The 17,707-nt window shown below is 67.3% G+C and carries 19 protein-coding genes; 11 read left to right on the top strand and 8 right to left on the bottom strand.

Going from position 1 to position 17,707, the window contains the following annotated elements; all coding sequences use genetic code 11:
- Nucleotides 1-23: 23 nt before the first annotated feature.
- The gene (gene speD, locus ASD05_RS16630; protein WP_056594746.1) at nt 24-398 is read right to left on the bottom strand and encodes an adenosylmethionine decarboxylase; all 375 of its coding nucleotides are present in this window, start codon (nt 396-398) and stop codon (nt 24-26) included.
- Nucleotides 399-545: 147 nt separating this feature from the next.
- Between speD and ASD05_RS16625 the strand changes: the two genes are divergently transcribed.
- Both ASD05_RS16625 and gap read left to right on the top strand, forming a co-directional pair.
- Nucleotides 546-2,651: a transketolase family protein gene (locus tag ASD05_RS16625; RefSeq protein ID WP_056594743.1), complete on the top strand. Its 2,106-nt coding sequence runs from the start codon at nt 546-548 to the stop codon at nt 2,649-2,651.
- Between the two features lie 59 nt (nt 2,652-2,710).
- Entirely contained in the window at nt 2,711-3,712 is a 1,002-nt protein-coding gene (gene gap, locus ASD05_RS16620; protein WP_007828559.1) for a type I glyceraldehyde-3-phosphate dehydrogenase, read from the top strand.
- A gap of 55 nt (nt 3,713-3,767) precedes the next feature.
- Here gap and ASD05_RS16615 read toward each other — a convergent pair whose 3' ends face one another.
- From ASD05_RS16615 to ASD05_RS16605, 3 genes are all read right to left on the bottom strand, one after another.
- Nucleotides 3,768-4,355 (bottom strand): hypothetical protein, encoded by a 588-nt coding sequence (locus ASD05_RS16615; RefSeq protein ID WP_157610136.1) that lies wholly within the window; start codon nt 4,353-4,355, stop codon nt 3,768-3,770.
- Nucleotides 4,356-4,411: 56 nt separating this feature from the next.
- Nucleotides 4,412-5,005: a hypothetical protein gene (locus tag ASD05_RS16610; RefSeq protein ID WP_056594740.1), complete on the bottom strand. Its 594-nt coding sequence runs from the start codon at nt 5,003-5,005 to the stop codon at nt 4,412-4,414.
- Nucleotides 5,006-5,108: 103 nt separating this feature from the next.
- Nucleotides 5,109-5,417 carry a putative quinol monooxygenase gene (locus tag ASD05_RS16605; protein WP_056594737.1) on the bottom strand — a complete coding sequence of 103 codons (309 nt, stop codon included), beginning with the start codon at nt 5,415-5,417 and terminating at the stop codon, nt 5,109-5,111.
- Between the two features lie 221 nt (nt 5,418-5,638).
- On the opposite strand from ASD05_RS16605, the gene ASD05_RS16600 reads away from it, so the two are divergent.
- The 3 genes from ASD05_RS16600 to ASD05_RS16590 all read left to right on the top strand — a co-directional run bounded on the left by ASD05_RS16600 (nt 5,639) and on the right by ASD05_RS16590 (nt 8,218).
- The gene (locus ASD05_RS16600; protein WP_056594734.1) at nt 5,639-6,730 is read left to right on the top strand and encodes a tartrate dehydrogenase; all 1,092 of its coding nucleotides are present in this window, start codon (nt 5,639-5,641) and stop codon (nt 6,728-6,730) included.
- A gap of 70 nt (nt 6,731-6,800) precedes the next feature.
- On the top strand, nt 6,801-7,808 hold the full coding sequence (locus ASD05_RS16595; RefSeq protein WP_056594732.1) for a Bug family tripartite tricarboxylate transporter substrate binding protein: 1,008 nt from the start codon (nt 6,801-6,803) through the stop codon (nt 7,806-7,808).
- A 119-nt stretch (nt 7,809-7,927) separates the two neighbouring features.
- On the top strand, nt 7,928-8,218 hold the full coding sequence (locus ASD05_RS16590; RefSeq protein ID WP_007828567.1) for a YciI family protein: 291 nt from the start codon (nt 7,928-7,930) through the stop codon (nt 8,216-8,218).
- Nucleotides 8,219-8,232: 14 nt separating this feature from the next.
- On the opposite strand, the gene ASD05_RS16585 is transcribed toward ASD05_RS16590, so the two are convergent.
- Together ASD05_RS16585 and ASD05_RS16580 are read right to left on the bottom strand one after the other, a co-directional pair.
- A complete protein-coding gene (locus tag ASD05_RS16585; RefSeq protein ID WP_056594729.1) occupies nt 8,233-9,303 on the bottom strand; it encodes a pirin family protein in 1,071 nt (356 codons plus the stop codon).
- Nucleotides 9,304-9,431: 128 nt separating this feature from the next.
- Nucleotides 9,432-9,854 (bottom strand): VOC family protein, encoded by a 423-nt coding sequence (locus tag ASD05_RS16580; RefSeq protein ID WP_056594726.1) that lies wholly within the window; start codon nt 9,852-9,854, stop codon nt 9,432-9,434.
- A 174-nt stretch (nt 9,855-10,028) separates the two neighbouring features.
- Here ASD05_RS16580 and ASD05_RS16575 point away from each other — a divergent pair, with 174 nt between their 5' ends.
- Nucleotides 10,029-11,573, top strand: a complete 1,545-nt coding sequence (locus ASD05_RS16575; protein ID WP_056594723.1) for a CYTH and CHAD domain-containing protein — start codon at nt 10,029-10,031, stop codon at nt 11,571-11,573.
- 21 nt (nt 11,574-11,594) lie between these two features.
- On the opposite strand, the gene ASD05_RS16570 is transcribed toward ASD05_RS16575, so the two are convergent.
- Complete coding sequence (locus ASD05_RS16570; RefSeq protein WP_056594721.1) at nt 11,595-12,071, bottom strand: FKBP-type peptidyl-prolyl cis-trans isomerase; 477 nt, start codon at nt 12,069-12,071, stop codon at nt 11,595-11,597.
- A 40-nt stretch (nt 12,072-12,111) separates the two neighbouring features.
- Nucleotides 12,112-13,038, bottom strand: a complete 927-nt coding sequence (locus ASD05_RS16565) for a LysR family transcriptional regulator (protein ID WP_056594718.1) — start codon at nt 13,036-13,038, stop codon at nt 12,112-12,114.
- Between the two features lie 87 nt (nt 13,039-13,125).
- Here ASD05_RS16565 and ASD05_RS16560 point away from each other — a divergent pair, with 87 nt between their 5' ends.
- From ASD05_RS16560 to ASD05_RS16540, 5 genes are all read left to right on the top strand, one after another.
- Nucleotides 13,126-13,524 carry a DoxX family protein gene (locus ASD05_RS16560; protein ID WP_056594715.1) on the top strand — a complete coding sequence of 133 codons (399 nt, stop codon included), beginning with the start codon at nt 13,126-13,128 and terminating at the stop codon, nt 13,522-13,524.
- Between the two features lie 31 nt (nt 13,525-13,555).
- A complete protein-coding gene (locus tag ASD05_RS16555; RefSeq protein WP_056594711.1) occupies nt 13,556-14,140 on the top strand; it encodes an NADPH-dependent FMN reductase in 585 nt (194 codons plus the stop codon).
- Entirely contained in the window at nt 14,140-14,994 is an 855-nt protein-coding gene (locus ASD05_RS16550) for a pirin family protein (RefSeq protein WP_056594708.1), read from the top strand. The genes ASD05_RS16555 and ASD05_RS16550 overlap by 1 nt, the downstream gene beginning before the upstream one ends.
- A gap of 275 nt (nt 14,995-15,269) precedes the next feature.
- Nucleotides 15,270-16,061 carry a class II aldolase/adducin family protein gene (locus ASD05_RS16545; RefSeq protein WP_056594705.1) on the top strand — a complete coding sequence of 264 codons (792 nt, stop codon included), beginning with the start codon at nt 15,270-15,272 and terminating at the stop codon, nt 16,059-16,061.
- Nucleotides 16,062-16,131: 70 nt separating this feature from the next.
- Nucleotides 16,132-17,700, top strand: a complete 1,569-nt coding sequence (locus ASD05_RS16540) for an ABC transporter substrate-binding protein (RefSeq protein WP_056594702.1) — start codon at nt 16,132-16,134, stop codon at nt 17,698-17,700.
- Nucleotides 17,701-17,707: the final 7 nt, after the last annotated feature.

Here is a 17,707-nt window from a genome sequence, read left to right as displayed (position 1 = left end):
TGCGCGAAGCCTGGGGGCGAGTGTCATTTCCGCCCGCGCTGCAGCTCGTTGCGTTCGCTGTGGAGGGGCTGGAACAGCGCCACCAGGCATTCCATCAGCGCATGCGCCTTGGCCGAGTGGTCGCCGCTGAAATTGCACACATACACGTCGAGCGTCACGCCGCGCTGCTCGGGCCAGGTGTGGATGCACAGGTGCGATTCGGCCAGCAGCACGGTGGCCGTGACCCCGCCCGGGCCCTGCGGCGTGGCCGGAAATCCGTGGACCAGCCTGCCCACCGCCTGCAGCCCGGCGGCGTCCACCGCCTTGAGGCAAACGGCGCCCAGGGCCTCCCGATCGGTCAGCCATTGAAGGCCGCATTGGCAGTCGTGAAGGTCGGCGGTGAGGTGCAGCCCGTGCATGGGGCGCAACTCTAGCAGTCCGGCCGCTGCACAAGAGAGCATCGGCCGGGCGTTTGCCCTGTATCGGCGGGTGTCCGGGCTCGCCCGGTAAAATCGCGGGTTCCCCCCTATCCCCTCCCACCCTTTTCCCCCGAAAGTCCACCGCAAATGGCAAACCACGCCCTGATGGCCAACGCAATCCGCGCTCTGGCCATGGATGCCGTCCAACAAGCAAATTCCGGACATCCGGGCGCACCGATGGGCATGGCCGACATGGCCGTCGCACTCTGGGGCGAACACCTGCGCTACAACCCCGCCAACCCGCACTGGTTCGACCGCGACCGCTTCGTGCTGTCGAACGGCCATGCCTCGATGCTGCTGTACTCGGTGCTGCACCTCACGGGCTACGACCTGCCGATGGAGGAAATCAAGCACTTCCGCCAGCTGCACAGCAAGACTGCCGGCCACCCCGAAGTCGACGTGACGCCGGGCGTCGAAACCACCACCGGCCCGCTGGGCCAGGGCATCACCAATGCCGTGGGCTTCGCACTGGCCGAGAAGCTGCTCGCCGCCGAGTTCAACCGCAATAGCCACAACGTCGTCGACCACCACACCTACGCCTTCCTGGGCGACGGTTGCATGATGGAAGGCATCAGCCACGAAGCCTGCGCCCTCGCTGGCGCCTGGCACCTGAACAAGCTGATCGCGCTGTACGACGACAACGGCATCAGCATCGACGGCCAGGTCAAGCCCTGGTTCATCGACAACACGGAAGAGCGCTTCAAGGCCTATGGCTGGAACGTCATCGGTCCGATCGACGGCAATGACGCCAAGGACGTGTCCAAGGCCATCGCCAAGGCCAAGAAGGAAGAATCGAAGCCCACGCTGATCATCTGCAAGACGACCATCGGCAAGGGCAGCCCGAACCGCGCCGGCACCGCCAAGGCGCACGGCGAGGCACTCGGCGCCGAAGAAATCAAGCTCACCCGCGACGCGATCGACTGGCACTACCCGCCCTTCGAAATCCCGGCCGAGGTGTACGCCGACTGGGACCACAAGGCCGAAGGCGCGAAGACCGAAGCCGCCTGGAACGACAAGTTCGTCGCCTACGCCGCCGCGTACCCCGAACTGGCCGCCGAGTTCACCCGCCGCATGAAGGGCGAGCTGCCCAAGGATTTCCACCAGGTGGCGTTCGACACCGTGGTCGCCGCCCACACCAGGGGTGAGACCGTCGCCAGCCGCAAGGCCAGCCAGCTCGCGCTGGAAGCCTTCACCGCCGCGCTGCCCGAAATGCTCGGCGGCAGTGCCGACCTGACCGGCTCGAACCTCACCAACACCAAGAGCACCGCCGCGCTGCGCTTCGACGCCAAGACCGGCGCCGTCGTGCTGAACGCGCCCCCCGCGCCGGTGGTGCTCCAGGGCGCCGAAGACGAAGCCGCACAAGGCGCTGCCGTCGAGCCGCCGCACGGCGAGATCGGCCGCCACATCAACTACGGCGTGCGCGAGTTCGGCATGGCCGCCATCATGAACGGCGTGGCGCTGCACGGCGGCTACATCCCCTACGGCGGCACCTTCCTCACCTTCAGCGACTACAGCCGCAACGCCATCCGCATGGCCGCGCTGATGAAGCGCCGCGTGATCCACGTGTTCACGCACGACTCCATCGGCCTCGGCGAAGACGGCCCGACGCACCAGTCGATCGAGCATGCCGCCTCGCTGCGCCTGATTCCGAACCTCGACGTCTGGCGTCCGGGCGACACGGCCGAAACGGCCGTGGCCTGGGCCGTGGCGCTGCAGAACCAGTCGCGCCCGACCGCGCTGCTGCTGAGCCGCCAGAACATCGCCTACGCACCGAAGAGCGAGCTCGGCGACATCAGCCGCGGCGCCTACGTGCTGTCCGAGCCCGAAGTCGTCGGCCTCAAGAGCAAGAAGACGGCCGCCGTCATCATCGCCACCGGTTCCGAAGTGCCGCTCGCACTGGCAGCGCAGAAGCTGCTGGCCGAGAAGAAGATCGCCGTGCGCGTGGTGTCGATGCCCTCGACCACCACCTTCGATCGCCAGGACTTGGCCTACAAGAAGAGCGTGCTGCCGAAGAAGATTCCGCGCATCGCCGTCGAGATGGGCTGCACCGGCGGCTGGTGGAAGTACGGCTGCGCGGCCGTCGTCGGCATCGACACGTACGGCGAGTCGGCACCGGCGCCGGCGCTGTTCAAGCACTTCGGTTTCACGGCGGAAAACGTTGCCGCCACCGTGGAAGCGGCGCTGCGCGACTGACGTCGCACCGCCCGCTTTCCCGTCCGATCACGATTTTTCAACCTTTAGGAGCAAGTCAGATGGCTATCAAACTCGGTATCAACGGCTTCGGCCGCATCGGTCGCAACGTGCTGCGCGCAGCGGTGCAGAACTTCAAGAACGACATCGAGATCGTTGCCATCAACGACCTGCTCGAGCCGGACTACCTCGCCTACATGCTCCAGTACGACTCGGTTCATGGCCGCTTCAAGGGCGAAGTCACGGTCGAAGGCAACACGCTGATCGTCAACGGCAAGAAGATCCGCCTCACGCAGGAACGCGACCCGTCGCAGCTGAAGTGGAACGAGGTCGGCGCCGACATCGTGCTCGAATCGACCGGCCTGTTCCTCACGAAGGAAACGGCGCAGAAGCACATCGACGCGGGCGCGAAGAAGGTCATTCTGTCGGCACCGTCGAAGGACGACACCCCCATGTTCGTCTACGGCGTGAACGACAAGAAGTACGCCGGTGAAGCCATCATCAGCAACGCCAGCTGCACCACCAACTGCCTGGCGCCGCTGGCCAAGGTGCTGAACGACAAGTGGGGCATCAAGCGCGGCCTGATGACCACCGTGCACGCTGCCACCGCCACGCAGAAGACCGTGGACGGCCCGAGCAACAAGGACTGGCGCGGCGGCCGCGGCATCCTGGAAAACATCATTCCCTCGAGCACCGGCGCTGCCAAGGCCGTGGGCGTGGTGATCCCCGAGCTCAACAAGAAGCTCACGGGCATGAGCTTCCGCGTGCCGACCTCCGACGTGTCGGTGGTCGACCTGACCGTGGAGCTGGTGAAGGAAGCCACGTACAAGGAAATCTGCGCCGAGATGAAGGCACAGAGCGAAGGCGCGCTCAAGGGCGTGCTGGGCTACACGGAAGACAAGGTGGTGGCCACCGACTTCCGCGGCGACCCGCGCACCTCGATCTTCGACGCTGAAGCCGGCATTGCACTGGACGGCACCTTCGTGAAGCTCGTGAGCTGGTACGACAACGAGTGGGGCTACTCGAACAAGTGCCTGGAGATGGTGAAGGTCGTTTCGAAGTAAGGCTTCGAGGCTTCAATGAAGAACGCGCCCGAGGGCGCGTTTTTTCATGGTGCGTTCAACGCAGCAGCTTCTCGTTCCTGCGAACCTCGCTGCTCAATTGCGACGTCAGCCGCGTCGCAGCCCTTCGCGCCGCCAGCCCGAAGTCGCCCTTGAACTCGCCGAACTCCGCCGTGCCGTTGCCCGCCGCGCGCACGCGCGTGACCTCGGCGCCTGCCGCATCGGTCACCACGCACGCCACCTCGGCGGTGAACGACGTCGGCGGCCAGCTGATCCACGACGACGAACTGGAGGCGGTGGTGATGCGCGGCGCGAACACCAGCGACACGCCCGTCGCCTCGTTCGCCTTCGCGTCGGCCGCGGTGCGCAGCACCACCACGTCGCGGTACACCGCGCGCAATGCGTCGCGTATCGACTTCTCGAGGTCGCGGTACGGGTAGTAGCTCACGCGGTCGCCGCTGCCGCCGGGCGTGATCACTTCCACGTCGCGGTCGGCGTCGGTCATCACATAGGCGACCTTCTTCGGGACCAGGTGCGCCTGCGAGCGCGGCGGCGCGGTCTCGGTGATCATGGTGATCGGGTGCACGCATCCCGCGAGCAGCAGCGCTGCGAACGCCGCGGTTGCGGCACGTCGAATCGCGGTCATTGGAAGAAAGAAGAACGGCATCATCGAAGCGCCTCCGGACCTTGGGATGTCTGTCGTCAACGGCCGATGGCGGCCACGAACTGCGGATCGGCATACACCTGCCGCAGCAGGGCGCGCACGAGGCGCGGATACGCGGCCTGCCCCGCCGGTACGGCGACGATGTTCGCGTAGCTCGAATCGAAGGCGGTCTCCGCACGGTAGGTCTTGCGCAGGCGCTGCGTGGCGTCGCGCATGACGGTCACCTCCACGTCCATGCGGCCCGTGCCGTTGATGATGCCCAGGTCGATCTCGTTGGCCATGATGCGCGCCGCGATGCGCGTCGGCGCCTTCGGGTCGTAGGCCGAGATTTCGCCGAGGTCGCGCATCAGCGCGTCCTGCAGGTACTGCGCGAAGCTGCCGCTGGGCGACACCAGCTTCGCGCCGCGCAGGCGCACCGTGTTGATCTTGTCTTCCGCGTCGATGGGCTGCGCCTTCGCGACGGCCACCATGCCGGGGCGCGTGGCCTCGAGCCGGTCGAGCGTTTCGTAGTCGGCCGCATAGGGCGGCGCGAGAAGCGGCGCGCAGCCGGTCGTCAGAAGAACGGCTGCCAGCAGCCCACCGGGTGCGATGGCGGCGCGCAAGCGAAAACCATGCGAACGAAAGATCGCCATGTCTTCGGTCCCTCTCTCCGTGGGGCATCGGTGATGCCTGCTCTCCCGCCGCGACGGTAGCACGCAACGCGGTGCGCGCGAAGCCGTGCTTGCGCGTGCGGCCTCAGACAGGTTCGAGCACGTGGATCAGCTTGCTCTCGACGAATTCCTTGGTCTTCTCGCCGTGGGCTTTCATGTGCGGGGCCACGGCATGCGCCTGCAGGTGCGCCAGCGTTTCCCACTTCTCGACGACGACAAAGGTGTCGGGGCCGAAGCTGGCCTTGGACGTCGGAATGCCCTGCGCATCGACCGTGGCGGCGTATTCGATGCAGCCCGCTTCTGCCAGCACGGCCGCGCGGTTCCCGGCGAAGGCTTCGAGCAGTCTGGCGCGCTGGCCGGGCTTGGCGGTGATGACGGCGACGACGTGAATCATTGAAAGAGTCTCCAGTGGGTAAAAGATGCGACGGTCGAATCTAAGAGAAACGGTGCCGCGGTGCAGGTCCGGTCCGCGACAACACCAGGCCGCGCAGTCTCCCCATGTGCCTGCCCGATTGTTGAACGCAGGTTAACGATGGATTGACTTCGAGTGCGAATCGTTCGGTGCACCTGCTCCTAAAGTGGCAGCTCCCCAGCAGCATTCCATGAAGGACATCGATGAGCAGCTACAGCATTGCCACCATTCCCGGCGACGGCATCGGCAAGGAAGTGATCCCGGCTGGACGCGAAGTGATGGAGGCGCTGGCCGCAGCCTCCAACGGCGCGCTGAACTTCACCTTCGAGGATTTCGGCTGGGGCGGCGATTACTTCCGCGAGCACGGCGTGATGATGCCGGCCGATGGCCTCGACGCGCTGCGCAAGAAGGACGCCATCCTCTTCGGTTCCGCAGGCGACCCGCACATTCCCGACCACATCACCCTCTGGGGCCTGCGCCTGAAGATCTGCCAGGGCTTCGACCAGTACGCCAACGTGCGCCCGACGCGCATCCTGCCGGGCATCGACGGCCCGCTCAAGCGCTGCGGCCCGGACGACCTGGACTGGGTCATCGTGCGCGAGAACTCCGAAGGCGAGTACGCCGGCGTCGGCGGCCGCGTGCACCAGGGCCACCCGATCGAAGCAGCCACCGACGTGAGCATGATGACCCGCGCCGGCGTCGAGCGGATCATGCGCTTCTCCTTCAAGCTGGCCCAGTCGCGCCCCCGCAAGCTGCTGACCGTCATCACCAAGAGCAACGCCCAGCGCCACGCGATGGTGATGTGGGACGAGATCGCGCTGCAGATCTCCAGGGAGTTTCCCGATGTCACCTGGGACAAGGAGCTGGTCGACGCCTCGACCGCGCGCATGATCAACCGGCCGGCATCGATGGACACCATCGTCGCGACCAACCTGCATGCCGACATCCTCAGCGACCTCGCTGCCGCGCTGGCGGGCAGCCTGGGCATTGCGCCCACCGGCAACATCGATCCGGAGCGTCGCTATCCCTCGATGTTCGAGCCGATCCACGGCTCGGCCTTCGACATCATGGGCAAGGGGCTGGCCAATCCGGTCGGCACCTTCTGGTCGGTCGTGATGCTGCTCGAGCACCTGGGCGAAGTCCAGGCCGCGCGCCGCGTGATGGAGGCCGTGGAGCACGTCACCGCGAACCGGTCGCTGCACACGCGCGACCTCGGCGGCAACGCCACCACTGCGCAGGTGACGCGTGCCGTGTGCGAGCACATCGCCAGTGCGCGGCAGCGCCTCGCGGACTGAACCCAAGCCCCCCCGCCGCCGCGTGCCTCGATGCACGCGGGCACGACAACAACGAGCCGGAGACAAGACCATGACCGCTTCTTCTGTCCCTTTCATCCAGGGCCGGCGCACCGTGCTGCGGGCCGGCGCCCTGGCGCTGGGCCTGGGCACCGCCGCACTGGCCTTCGCGCAGCCGGCCGCCTGGCCCACGCGGCCCATCAGCCTCGTCGTGCCCTTCCCGGCCGGCGGCACCACCGACGTGCTGGCCCGTGCGCTGGCCGAAAAGCTGTCGCAGTCCCTCGGCCAGCCTGTCGTGGTCGAGAGCAGGCCCGGCGCGGGCGCCACGCTCGGCGCCGACTACGTCGCCAAGGCCAAGCCCGATGGCTACACGCTGCTGATGGGTGCGGTGCACCACACCATCGCCACCAGCGTCTACAGGAAGCTGCCCTACGATTTCCAGAAAGACCTGGCGCCGATCACCGTCGTGGCCATGGTGCCCAACGTGCTGGTCATCAACGCGGCCAACACGCCCGCGAAGAACGTGGCCGAGCTGGTTGCGCTCGCCAAGGCCGCGCCCGGCAAGCTGGCCTATGGCTCCAACGGCAACGGCACGGCGCAGCACCTGATCGGCACGCAGTTCCAGGCCAGCACCGGCACCACGCTGCTGCACGTGCCGTACAAGGGCAGCGGCCCGCTCACCACCGACCTGCTCGGCGGGCAGGTGGCCATGTCCTTCGACACCATCACGCCGGTGCTGCAGCACATCAAGGGCGGCAAGCTGCGCGCGCTGGCCGTGACCACCGCGCGCCGTTCGTCGGTGCTGCCCGACGTGCCGACGCTGGAAGAGGCGGGGCTCAAGGGCTTCGACATCGGCACCTGGTTCGGCGTGCTCGCGCCGGCGGCCACGCCGAAGGAGATCGTTGCGCGGCTCAACACCGAGATGGTGAAGATCATCAAATCGCCCGACTTCGCGCAGCGCATGCAGGCCATCGGCGCCGAGCCGCTGGGCGGCACGCAGGAAGAGATGGCGCGGCAGATCCGCGAAGAAACCGCCAAGTTCGGGAAGCTCGTGAAAGAAGGCGGCGTGACGATCGAGTAGGCCGATGGGGCGGCGCCGTACGGAGCAGTTCGTTACGCGGAAGACACACCTCGGCGGCGCTGGCACCCTGCGGAGGCCATAGGATCGGGGCCTTCGAATTCATCGCCGCCATCCTGCTCATGTTCATCGTCACCCTCACCTACACCCGCCCCCTCGAAGAGGTCGATGCGCTGATGGACGCGCACATGACCTGGCTCAAGAAGCACTACGAAAGCGGGTTGTTCGTGGCGTCGGGGCGGCAGGTGCCGCGCACGGGCGGCGTGATCCTTGCGCGCTCGGGCGACCGCGAGGGGCTCGAATCGGTGCTGGCGCGCGACCCGTTCGTGCAGGGCGGCGTCGCGCGGGTGGACGTGACCGAGTTCGTGCCGAGCATGACCGCTCCCGGCATGGAAGCCTTGAAAAAATTCTGATCGCCCGCCTTCGGTCAGCCTGCGGGGGTTTCCTTGCGGCCGTCCGGATGGAGCGCGAAGCGCGCGGCCTCGCGGTCGTGCACCGGCGCCGGGTCGTTCCACGGCCAGCCGCCGAACTGCGTGCGGCGGTAGTCGGCCATGGTCTGGCTGATCTCGGCCTGCGTGTTCATCACGAAGGGGCCGTACTGCGCCACCGGCTCGGCGATCGGGCGGCCCTGCAGCACGAGGAATTCGCTGGCTTCGTCGTCGCCGTTGACCAGCTCGACCGCGGCATCCGCGCGCAGCTCGACGGCGGCCGGGCCTTCGATGCGCTGGCCGGCGACGTACGCCATCGCGCCCTTGAAGAAATAGAGCATCCGTCGCGTGCCCTCGCCCGTGGCGGCCGGCAGCGTCCATTGCGCGCCGGGCGTCATCTTCAGCGTCCAGATCGCCACGTCGGCACCGGCCTGCGCGGCCCATGAATCGGGTGGCGGCGAGAGCGGGTGGATCGGCTCCTGGCCGTCCGCTGCGTCGCCGAGGCGGCCGGCGATCACCGCGACCTCGGTGCGCCCGCCCTTAGCGTCATCGGATGCGAAACGCGGAATGGCCTCCGACCAGAACATCGTGAAGTGCGGTTCGGCCATCTTGTTCTTCGCCGGCAGGTTGAGCCAGATCTGGAACAGTTCGAGCGGATTGGCCGCGCTGTTGTCGAGCAGCGGGAACATCTCCGAATGCACGATGCCCTTGCCGGCCGTGAGCCACTGCACGTCGCCGCCGCCGAAGCGCGCGGTGGCGCCCAGCGAATCGGAATGGTCGACCAGCCCCTTGCGCACGATGGTCACGGTCTCGAAGCCGCGGTGCGGATGCGAGGGAAAGCCCGGCACCGTGTCGCCGTGGTACATGCTCCAGCCGTCCTTGCGGCTGAAGTCCTGGCCGATCTGGCGGCCGGCCAGCGACGCCTCGGGGCCCATGCGGCCGTTGGCCTTCGGGTAGGCATCGTCGTGGTAGACGCAGAACAGGAACGGGTCGATCGTCTGCCACGGGAAACCGAGGGACGCGATCTTCACGATGGGGCTGTTGCGCTCGTTGTTGTTGTTGTCGGACATGCGGTTGTTCCTTTCCAGGTGAGGCTCGGCCGATGATGCCTGGCCGGTGCCTGGAATATCGGGCCGCCGCCGCATTCCGGTAGACGCCTTCCCTGCAACAGTGAAGAGCGCGTATGGAACGATCGGCATCAGGGGTTCTGATGCGTCACCGCGGCGTTGGGGTCCATGTACATCAGCTCCCAGAGATGGCCGTCGATGTCCTGGAAGCCGTGGCCGTACATGAAGCCGTAGTCCTGCGGCTCGCGCGGCACCGTGCCGCCGGCGGCCACCGCCTTGGCGACCGTGGCGTCGACTTCGGCGCGGCTCTCGCACGACAGGCACAGCAGCACCTCGGTGCTCTTGCTGGTGTCGGTGAGGCTCTTGGTCGTGAAGGTCTTGAAGAAGTCCTCGACCAGCAGCATGGCGTGGATGCTGTCTTTCTGGATCACCATGCACGCCGCATTCGCATCGGTGAACTGCTCGTTGAAGGTGTAGCCCAGCGCGGCAAAGAAAGCCTTGGACTTCTCCAGGTTCTTGACGGGGAGGTTCACGAAGATCTGCTTGTTGGCCATGGTGTTTCCTGTGTCTATGAAGGGGTGGATCGGCTGCTTGCCGGCATATTTGTGTACGCCGTCCACAAAAGATATCAAAGAAAATGGACGGCGTCCACATCTTCTTTTCATTCGAACGGATCGGGCACACAACGGAGCCATTGCGGGGAGAAAAAGACGGAGCATCATGGCCGCATGGAAATCGAGTTCAAGTTCTGCATTCCCGCCGGCCGCCTGAAAGCCGTCGAAGCCGCCCTGAAGCGCGGCGCCGTCGTACGCACCCGCCTGCAGGCCCGCTATTTCGACACCGCCGACCAGCGGCTGGCCGCCCACGGCATGGTGCTGCGGCTGCGCAAGGAGGGACCGCGCTGGGTGCAGACGGTGAAGGCCACTGGCGACAACGCCCTGCACCGTCTGGAGCACAACGTCGACCTGGGCACGGCGGGTGCGGCGCCGCAGATCGATCCGCAGCGCCACCAGGGCACGCCCGTGGGCGAGCGGCTCGCGAAGCTGCTGGCCGACGGTGGTGGCGCGCCGCTGGTCGAGCGGCAATCGACCGACATCGTGCGGCTCACGCGCGACGTGCGCGTTGCGGGGCCCGATGGCGCGGTGGTGGAAATGGCACTCGACGTCGGCAAGGTCGCCGCGCACGCGGGCACGGCAGGGCAACGCGAATCGCCGGTGTGCGAATTGGAGCTCGAGCTGAAGCGCGGCGACGTGCAGGGCCTCGTGTCGCTTGCGCGGCGCTGGTCGCAGCAGCATGGGCTGTGGTTCAGCACCGTGTCCAAGGCGGAGCGCGGCGCGCGCTTGCTGGCGGCGCATGAGACCGTGGAGGCGGTGAAGGCCGAAGCGCCGCGCTTCGGCACGCAGCACCCCGACGGGCGGGGCATTCAGCAGGCCGTGGTGGGGTCGTGCCTGGCGCAGATGCTGCCCAATGCCAGCGAGATCGCGGCGGGCAGCACGGACGAAGAGCAGATCCACCAGTTGCGCATCGGCATCCGCCGGCTGCGCACGGCGCTGCGCGAACTGGCGGAGCTCGACACGGCTTCGGGCCTGTTCGACGCGGCCAATTGGGAGCCGCCGCTGGTCGACGCCTTCCGCGCGCTCGGGGCATTGCGCGACCGCGAGCAGGTCGTGAAGCTGGCGCAGCCCAGGTTGAGCGAGGCGGGCGCGCCGGATTTCGACCCGCTGGCCGGCGACGACACGTCAGCCCACACCCCCTCGCCCGGCGACGTCGTGCGCGCCCCGGCATTCCAGAACGTGCTCGTTTCGCTGATCGGCTTTACTGCCGCGAAGCCCGCGGAAGCCTCATCGGAATCCGTGCCGATCGACGCCGATGCAGCCCACCGCCTGCTGCGTGAACACCTGCAGCATCTGCACAAACAGGTGCGGCGCGACGGCAAGCGCTTCGAGTCGCTCAACGCCGAAAGCCAGCATCGCGTGCGCAAGCGGCTCAAGCGCCTGCGCTACCTCGGCGAGTTCGTGGCGCCGCTGTTCGAGAAGGGAGACGGCAACGCCGCCGGGCGCTACCTGAAAGCACTGCGCCCCGCGCAGGACGTGCTGGGCGAGTTCAACGACGAGGCCGTGGCGCTCGCGCTGTACCACGAAGCCGCCGCGCGCGATGCGCGTGCGTGGTTTGCGGTGGGGTGGTTCAGTTCAAGGCGCGCGGCCGGCGCGAGCGCTTGCCGCAAGGCGCTGGAGAAGATCGAGGATGCGCCGCGGTTCTGGAAGAAGAACTGAACGGCCGGGCGCCTCTCGGGTTCAGTGATGGTGCCCGTGCGCCCCATGAACATGCCGATGCTCGATCTCCACCGGCAGTGCCGCGCGCACGTCCGCCACCTGCAGGCTGAACTTCAGTGCCTTGCCGGCCCACGGATGGTTGCCGTCGAGCAGCACGACCGGGCCCTTGATCTTGGTGACAGTGAAGACATGCTCGCGCCCATCGTCGAGCCGGCCCTGCAGCTGCCCGCCCACCTTCACGCCCGGCGGAAAGTCGGTCTTGGGAATGCTGCGCACCAGCGTTTCGTCGCGCTGGCCGAAGGCGTCTTCGGGCGCGAGGTTCAGCACGGTCTGGTAGCCCTTTTCCTTGCCATCGAGCGCTTCCTCGATCTTCGGCAGCGTGTTCTCGTACCCGCCATGCAGGTAGGCCATGGGCTCGGGGCTGGCTTCGATGAGCTTGCCCTGGGCGTCGGAGACCTTGTACTTGATGGTGACGACGGTGTCTTTTTCGATTTTCATGGGGTGGCATTTTCAGTGGAAACGAAAAAGGCGCCAGCGCTCAGGCCTTCCGTGGAGGCGGTGGCTCCTGCAGCACGTCGATCTGGTCGAGCTTGCCGATCACCAGGTCGATGAACGCCGACACCGCCAGCGGCAGGTGCTTGCGGCTCGGATACACCACACTAAGCCCTCGGCCGGTGTACCGGTACTGCGGCAGCACGCGCACCAGCCGTCCTTCCTGTTCGTCGCGCGTCGCCATCGCCGGCGGCAGCTGCGCGATGCCCAGCCCGGCCAGCGCTGCCTTGCGCAGCGCCTGCGCCGTATTGCCGGTGAATCGCCCGGTGACTTGCACTTCTTCCTCGACCCCATCGGGTCCCGCAAGGTGCCAGGTGGTGGTGCCGGATGCGTGCGGCGGTGTCACGCAGTCGTGGTTCGCGAGGTCCTGCAGGTTGCGGGGCTCGCCGCGCCGCGCGATGTAGTCGGGACTTGCCAGCAGGCCGCCGCTGCGCGTTGCCAGCCGCCGGCCGATGTAGCCCGAATCGCGCAGCACACCGCCCCGGAAGGCCACGTCGATCTGCTCCCCGATGAGGTCTGCGCTCGCGTCGCTGAGCACGAAGTCGAGCTTGACCAGCGGATGCGCGGCCAGAAAGTCCGACACCCATTCCATCGGGAAGAAATCGAAGAAATCCGCCGGCGCGGCCACGCGCACGAGGCCGCTGGGCTCCTGCCCTCCGGCGACCAGCGCCTGCCCGGCCGCCACCAGCCCGTCGATCGACCCCGCGCACTGGTCATGAAACTCCCGCCCGGCGCTGGTCAGCGTCAGCTTGCGGGTCGAGCGCTGCATCAGCCGCGTGCCGAGTTGCGATTCGAGCTGCTGGATGCGCCGGCTCACGGTGTTCGGCGGCAGGCCCTGCCGCCGGGCCGCTTCGGCGAAGCTGCCGTGGCGCGCCACCTGCACGAACAAGGCGATGTCGTTGAGGTCGAGCATGATGGGGCGATTCCTTCGATCTGTGGACGAGTGCAATCCGACTCTAGCGTCTAGTCGATCAATGGGTGCGTGCCTAACCTTGTGCCCATGACTTCCACATCACTTCCTTCTCCCTCCTCCACCCCGGTGCAGCGCCGCATCGTCTGGGGCGTCCGCATCCTTCTGGCGCTGGCTTTCGGCGCCGCGGGCGCCGCCAAGCTGGCCGGCGCGCAGCAGATGGTCCAGGTGTTCGACGCGATCGGCTTCGGGCAGTGGTTCCGCTACCTGACCGGACTGGTCGAGGTCGGCGGGGCGTTGCTGCTGCTGGTGCCCGCGACCGGCTTTCTCGGCGGCCTGCTGCTGGCCGCGACCATGGTCTGCGCCGTGGCAACGCACCTGGGGCTGATCGGCGGCAACCCCGCGCCGGCGGTGGTGTTGGGGCTGCTGTCGGGCTTCGTCGCCTGGCGCACGTGGCCCGCGTTCCGGCCGGCTGCCGCTGCCGCCTGACCCCTTTTCTTCAACGTTCCCGGAGTACCCCATGACACAGCAACAACCCCGTATCGGCGTCATCCTCGGCTCTATCCGCGAAGGCCGCTTCGGCGAGAAGCCCGCGCAATGGATTCATGAGATCGCGAAGCAGCGCACCGACCTCGCCTTCGAGCTGGTCGACCTGCGCGACCATCCGCTGCCCTTCTTCAACGAGGCGGGCGCGCCGGCCTGGGGGCCGGTAAAGAACGAGGCCGCGCAGCGCTGGCAGGCGAAGCTGGCCACCTTCGACGGTCTGGTCGTCGTGACGCCCGAATACAACCACGGCCCGAGCGCGGTACTGAAGAACGCGATCGACTGGGCCTACAAGGAATTCATTCGCAAGCCGATCGGCTTCGTGGGCTACGGCGGGGTGGGCGCGGCGCGCGCGATCGAGCAGCTGCGGCTGGTGGCCGTCGAGATGCAGATGGCGCCCGTGCGCAACGCCGTGCACATCGGCATGGTCGAGTTCCTGGGCATCTGGCAGCAGGGCAAGAGCTTCGGCGACTTCCCGCACCTCGCTCAGGCCGCCACCGCCATGCTCGACGACATCGCCTGGTGGACCAAGGCACTGAAGAACGCGAGGGAGGCCGCATGATGACCACCGCTGTTGAAACACCGGCCCGCGCCATCGTCTACCGCACGCGCGGCTCGCGCCATGGCGGCATCACGCGGCTGATGAGCCCCGGCGACCTGGGCGAATTCCTCAAGCCCTTCGTGTTCCTCGATCTCTTCGGCTTCGACGTCAGGGGCGGCCACAAGGGCTTCGGCCTGCACCCGCACTCGGGCATCGCCACGCTGACCTGGCTGATGGAGGGCGACACGCTGTATGAAGACACGACCGGCGAGCAAGGCACGCTGCTCGGCGGCGGCGTCGAGTGGATGCGCGCCGGCAACGGCGTATGGCACACCGGCGCACCCGCGCCGGGCGTGGAGCGCGTGCGCGGCTTCCAGCTGTGGGTAGCGCTGCCGGCCTCGGAAGAGAACGCACCGGCGCAGAGCATGTACCTCGCGCCCTCGCAGGTGCCACGGGAAGGCCCGGCGCGCGTGCTGCTCGGGCGCTACGGCGCGGCGCAGAGCGCGATTGCCGCGCCGGCGTCGATGAACTACCTGGCCGTGGAGCTGAAGGACGGCGAGCGTTGGCGCTACACGCCGCCCGCGGGCCACACGGTGGGCTGGGTCGCGGTCAACGTCGGCGGGCTCGAAGCGGACGACGGCACGGGCGGCCCGATCGTCGCCGGCGAACTCGCGGTCTTCGAAGAGTCCGCCGAGGCCATCGACTTCGTGGCCCGTGGCGATACGGCCTTCGTGCTGGGTTCGGCGGTGAAGCATCCTCACGAGCTGGTGATGGGCCACTACTCGGTGCACACCAGCAAGGCGGCGCTCGACCAGGGCGAGGCCGAGATCCGGCGCATCGGCGCACGGCTGCGCGCAGAAGGCCGCCTGCCCTAGCACTTCATCGGTGCGCCTGGGCGCACCACCGACCCATCCAGCCAAGCCGGCCGCGCGCATCTTCGGGTGCGCGCGGCCGGCGTTTTTGGCGCTCCGCTTCCCTGGTGGCGCCGCTTTTCCCGCCTCAAAGGACGACGACCAAGGGCTTACCCCATAACTCGGGCCCGCATATTGCTTAAGACTGTCGTCGGTTGACTGTCGACAGATTGCAGTCAACCCGATTAACCCAAACAAGGGCTTGGCCTGGCAGCCAGGCCGGTGAAAAGGAACGCGATATGCAACTGCACGCAGTGGACCGCAAGGCCCCGCCGGTCTCCGACGCCGAGCGCCAGGTCCGACAGGACCTGGCCGCGGCCTACCGGCTGGTGGCGCACTACGGCATGGACGACAGCATCTACACGCACATCTCCGCGCGTGTGCCGGGAACCGAAGACCAGTTCCTGATCAACCCCTTCGGCATGCTGTTTCGCGACATCACGGCCTCGTCGCTGGTCAAGATCGACCTTGCGGGCCGCATCCTCGACGACTCGCCCTACGACGTGAACCCGGCCGGCTTCACCATCCACAGTGCGGTGCACGCGGCGCGCCACGACGCGGCCTGTGTGCTGCACACGCACACGGTGGCCGGCGTGGCGGTGTCGTCGCTGGCCGGCGGGCTGCAGCCCTGCAACCAGTGGGCGTTGCAGTTCTACCAGCGCGTGGTCTATCACGACTTCGAGGGCATCGCGCTCGACCCCGAGGAGCGCGAGCGCCTCGTGGCCGACCTCGGCCCGACGGCGCGCGCGCTCATCCTGCGCAACCACGGCCTGGTGACGCTGGGCCGCACGGTGTCGGAGGCCTTCATCCTGATGCTGAACCTGGAGCGCGCCTGCCGCGTGCAGGTGGCCATCGAGTCGAGCGGCCAGCCGGTCTACCCGGTGCCGGCCGAGGTCTGCGAGAAGACCGCGCAGCAATACGAAGCTGGCGGCGGCAGCCACCTGCCCGGCCAGGCCGACCCGAACGCGCGCGAATGGCGCGCGCTGCTGCAGCGCATCGAGCCCGCGCCGGCCACCTCGTTCCGCGACTGATCGCCCCGCTTTCCCCTCCCGTTCCCTGACCCTGTCCACCACCTCGCAAGAGCCAGAAGGAGTTCGCCCCATGAAACGTCGCAATCTCATCCAGATGGGTGCCGCCGCCACCGCCGGCCTGACGCTGGCCGGCGTTCCCCTGCACCTTCTGGCCGCGGGCAGGAAGGGCGGCACGATCAACGCCGTCGTCCAGCCCGAACCGCCGGGGCTGATGCTGGGGATCACGCAGAACGGCCCGACGCAGATGATCTCCGGCAACATCTACGAAGGCCTGCTGCGCTACGACGAGAAGATCACGCCGCTGCCTTCGCTGGCCACTGCGTGGACCGTCAATAAGGAAGGCACGCTCTACACCTTCAAGCTCAAGCCCGGCGTCACCTGGCACGACGGCAAGCCCTTCACCTCGGCCGACGTGGTGTTCTCCGCCGACGTGTTCCTGCGCAAGACGCACGCACGCCTGCGCGCCAACCTGGCCGCGGTGGAAAGCATCCGCGCGGTCGATCCGCTCACGGTCGAGTTCAAGCTCAAGTACCCCTTCGGGCCCTTCATCGGCATCTTCGAGGTCGGCAGCATGCCGATGATTCCGAAGCACATCTACGAAGGCACCGACTTCGCGACCAACCCCGCCAACGCCACGCCCATCGGCACCGGGCCGTTCAAGTTCAAGGAGTGGGTCAAGGGCTCGTACATCCAGCTCGTGGCCAACGACAAGTACCACGTCAAGGACGTGCCGCTGGTCGATAGCGTCTACTTCCACGTCATTCCCGACGCGGCTTCGCGCGCGGCGGCCTTCGAGTCGGGCAAGGTCGACCTGGTGCCCGGCGGCGCGGTCGAGTACTTCGACGTGCAGCGGCTGTCCAAGCTGCCGGGCGTTGCCGTCACCACCAAGGGCTGGGAGTTCTTCGCGCCGCATTCGTGGCTGTGGCTGAACAACCGCAAGGCGCCGATGGACAACGTCAAGTTCCGCCAGGCCGTGATGTTCGCCATCGACCGCGAGGCCATGGCCAAGATCGCGTGGCAGGGCTTTGCCAAGCCGGCGACGGGACCGTTCAACAGCAACATCAAGTTCCACAGCACCGACGTCGCCAAGTACCCGCGCAACGTCGAGACAGCCAAGAAGCTGCTGGCCGAATCGGGCTACAAGGGCGAGACCCTGCGGCTGCTGCCGCTGCCCTATGGCGAGACCTGGTCGCGCCAAGCCGAGATCCTGAAGCAGAACCTGGCCCAGGCCGGCATCAAGGTCGAGATGACCGCCACCGACGTGGCCGGCTGGAACCAGCGCCTCAATGACTGGGACTACGACCTCGCCTTCACCTACGTCTACCAGTACGGCGACCCGGCGCTGGGCGTGGCGCGCAACTACACCACCGCCAACATCGCCAAGGGCTCGCCGTTCAACAACGTCGAGGGCTACTCGAACCCGAAGATCGACGAGCTGTTCGATGCCGGCGCGCGCGAGACCGATCCCGAGAAGCGCAAGGCCACCTACCTGCAGGCGCAGAAGATCCTGCTCGACGAAGTGCCCGTGGCCTGGCTGCTGGAGCTCAACTTCCCGACGCTCTACCGCACCAAGCTCAACAACATCATCAGCTCGGGCATCGGGCTGAACGACAGCCTCGGCACCGCAAGCATCGGCTGACCGCGCG

Source organism: Variovorax sp. Root434 (assembly GCF_001426595.1).
Classification (GTDB): Bacteria; Pseudomonadota; Gammaproteobacteria; order Burkholderiales; family Burkholderiaceae_C; genus Variovorax.
The sequence above is the reverse complement of the archived record's forward strand: the minus strand, read 5'-3'. Positions and strand labels throughout refer to the sequence as shown.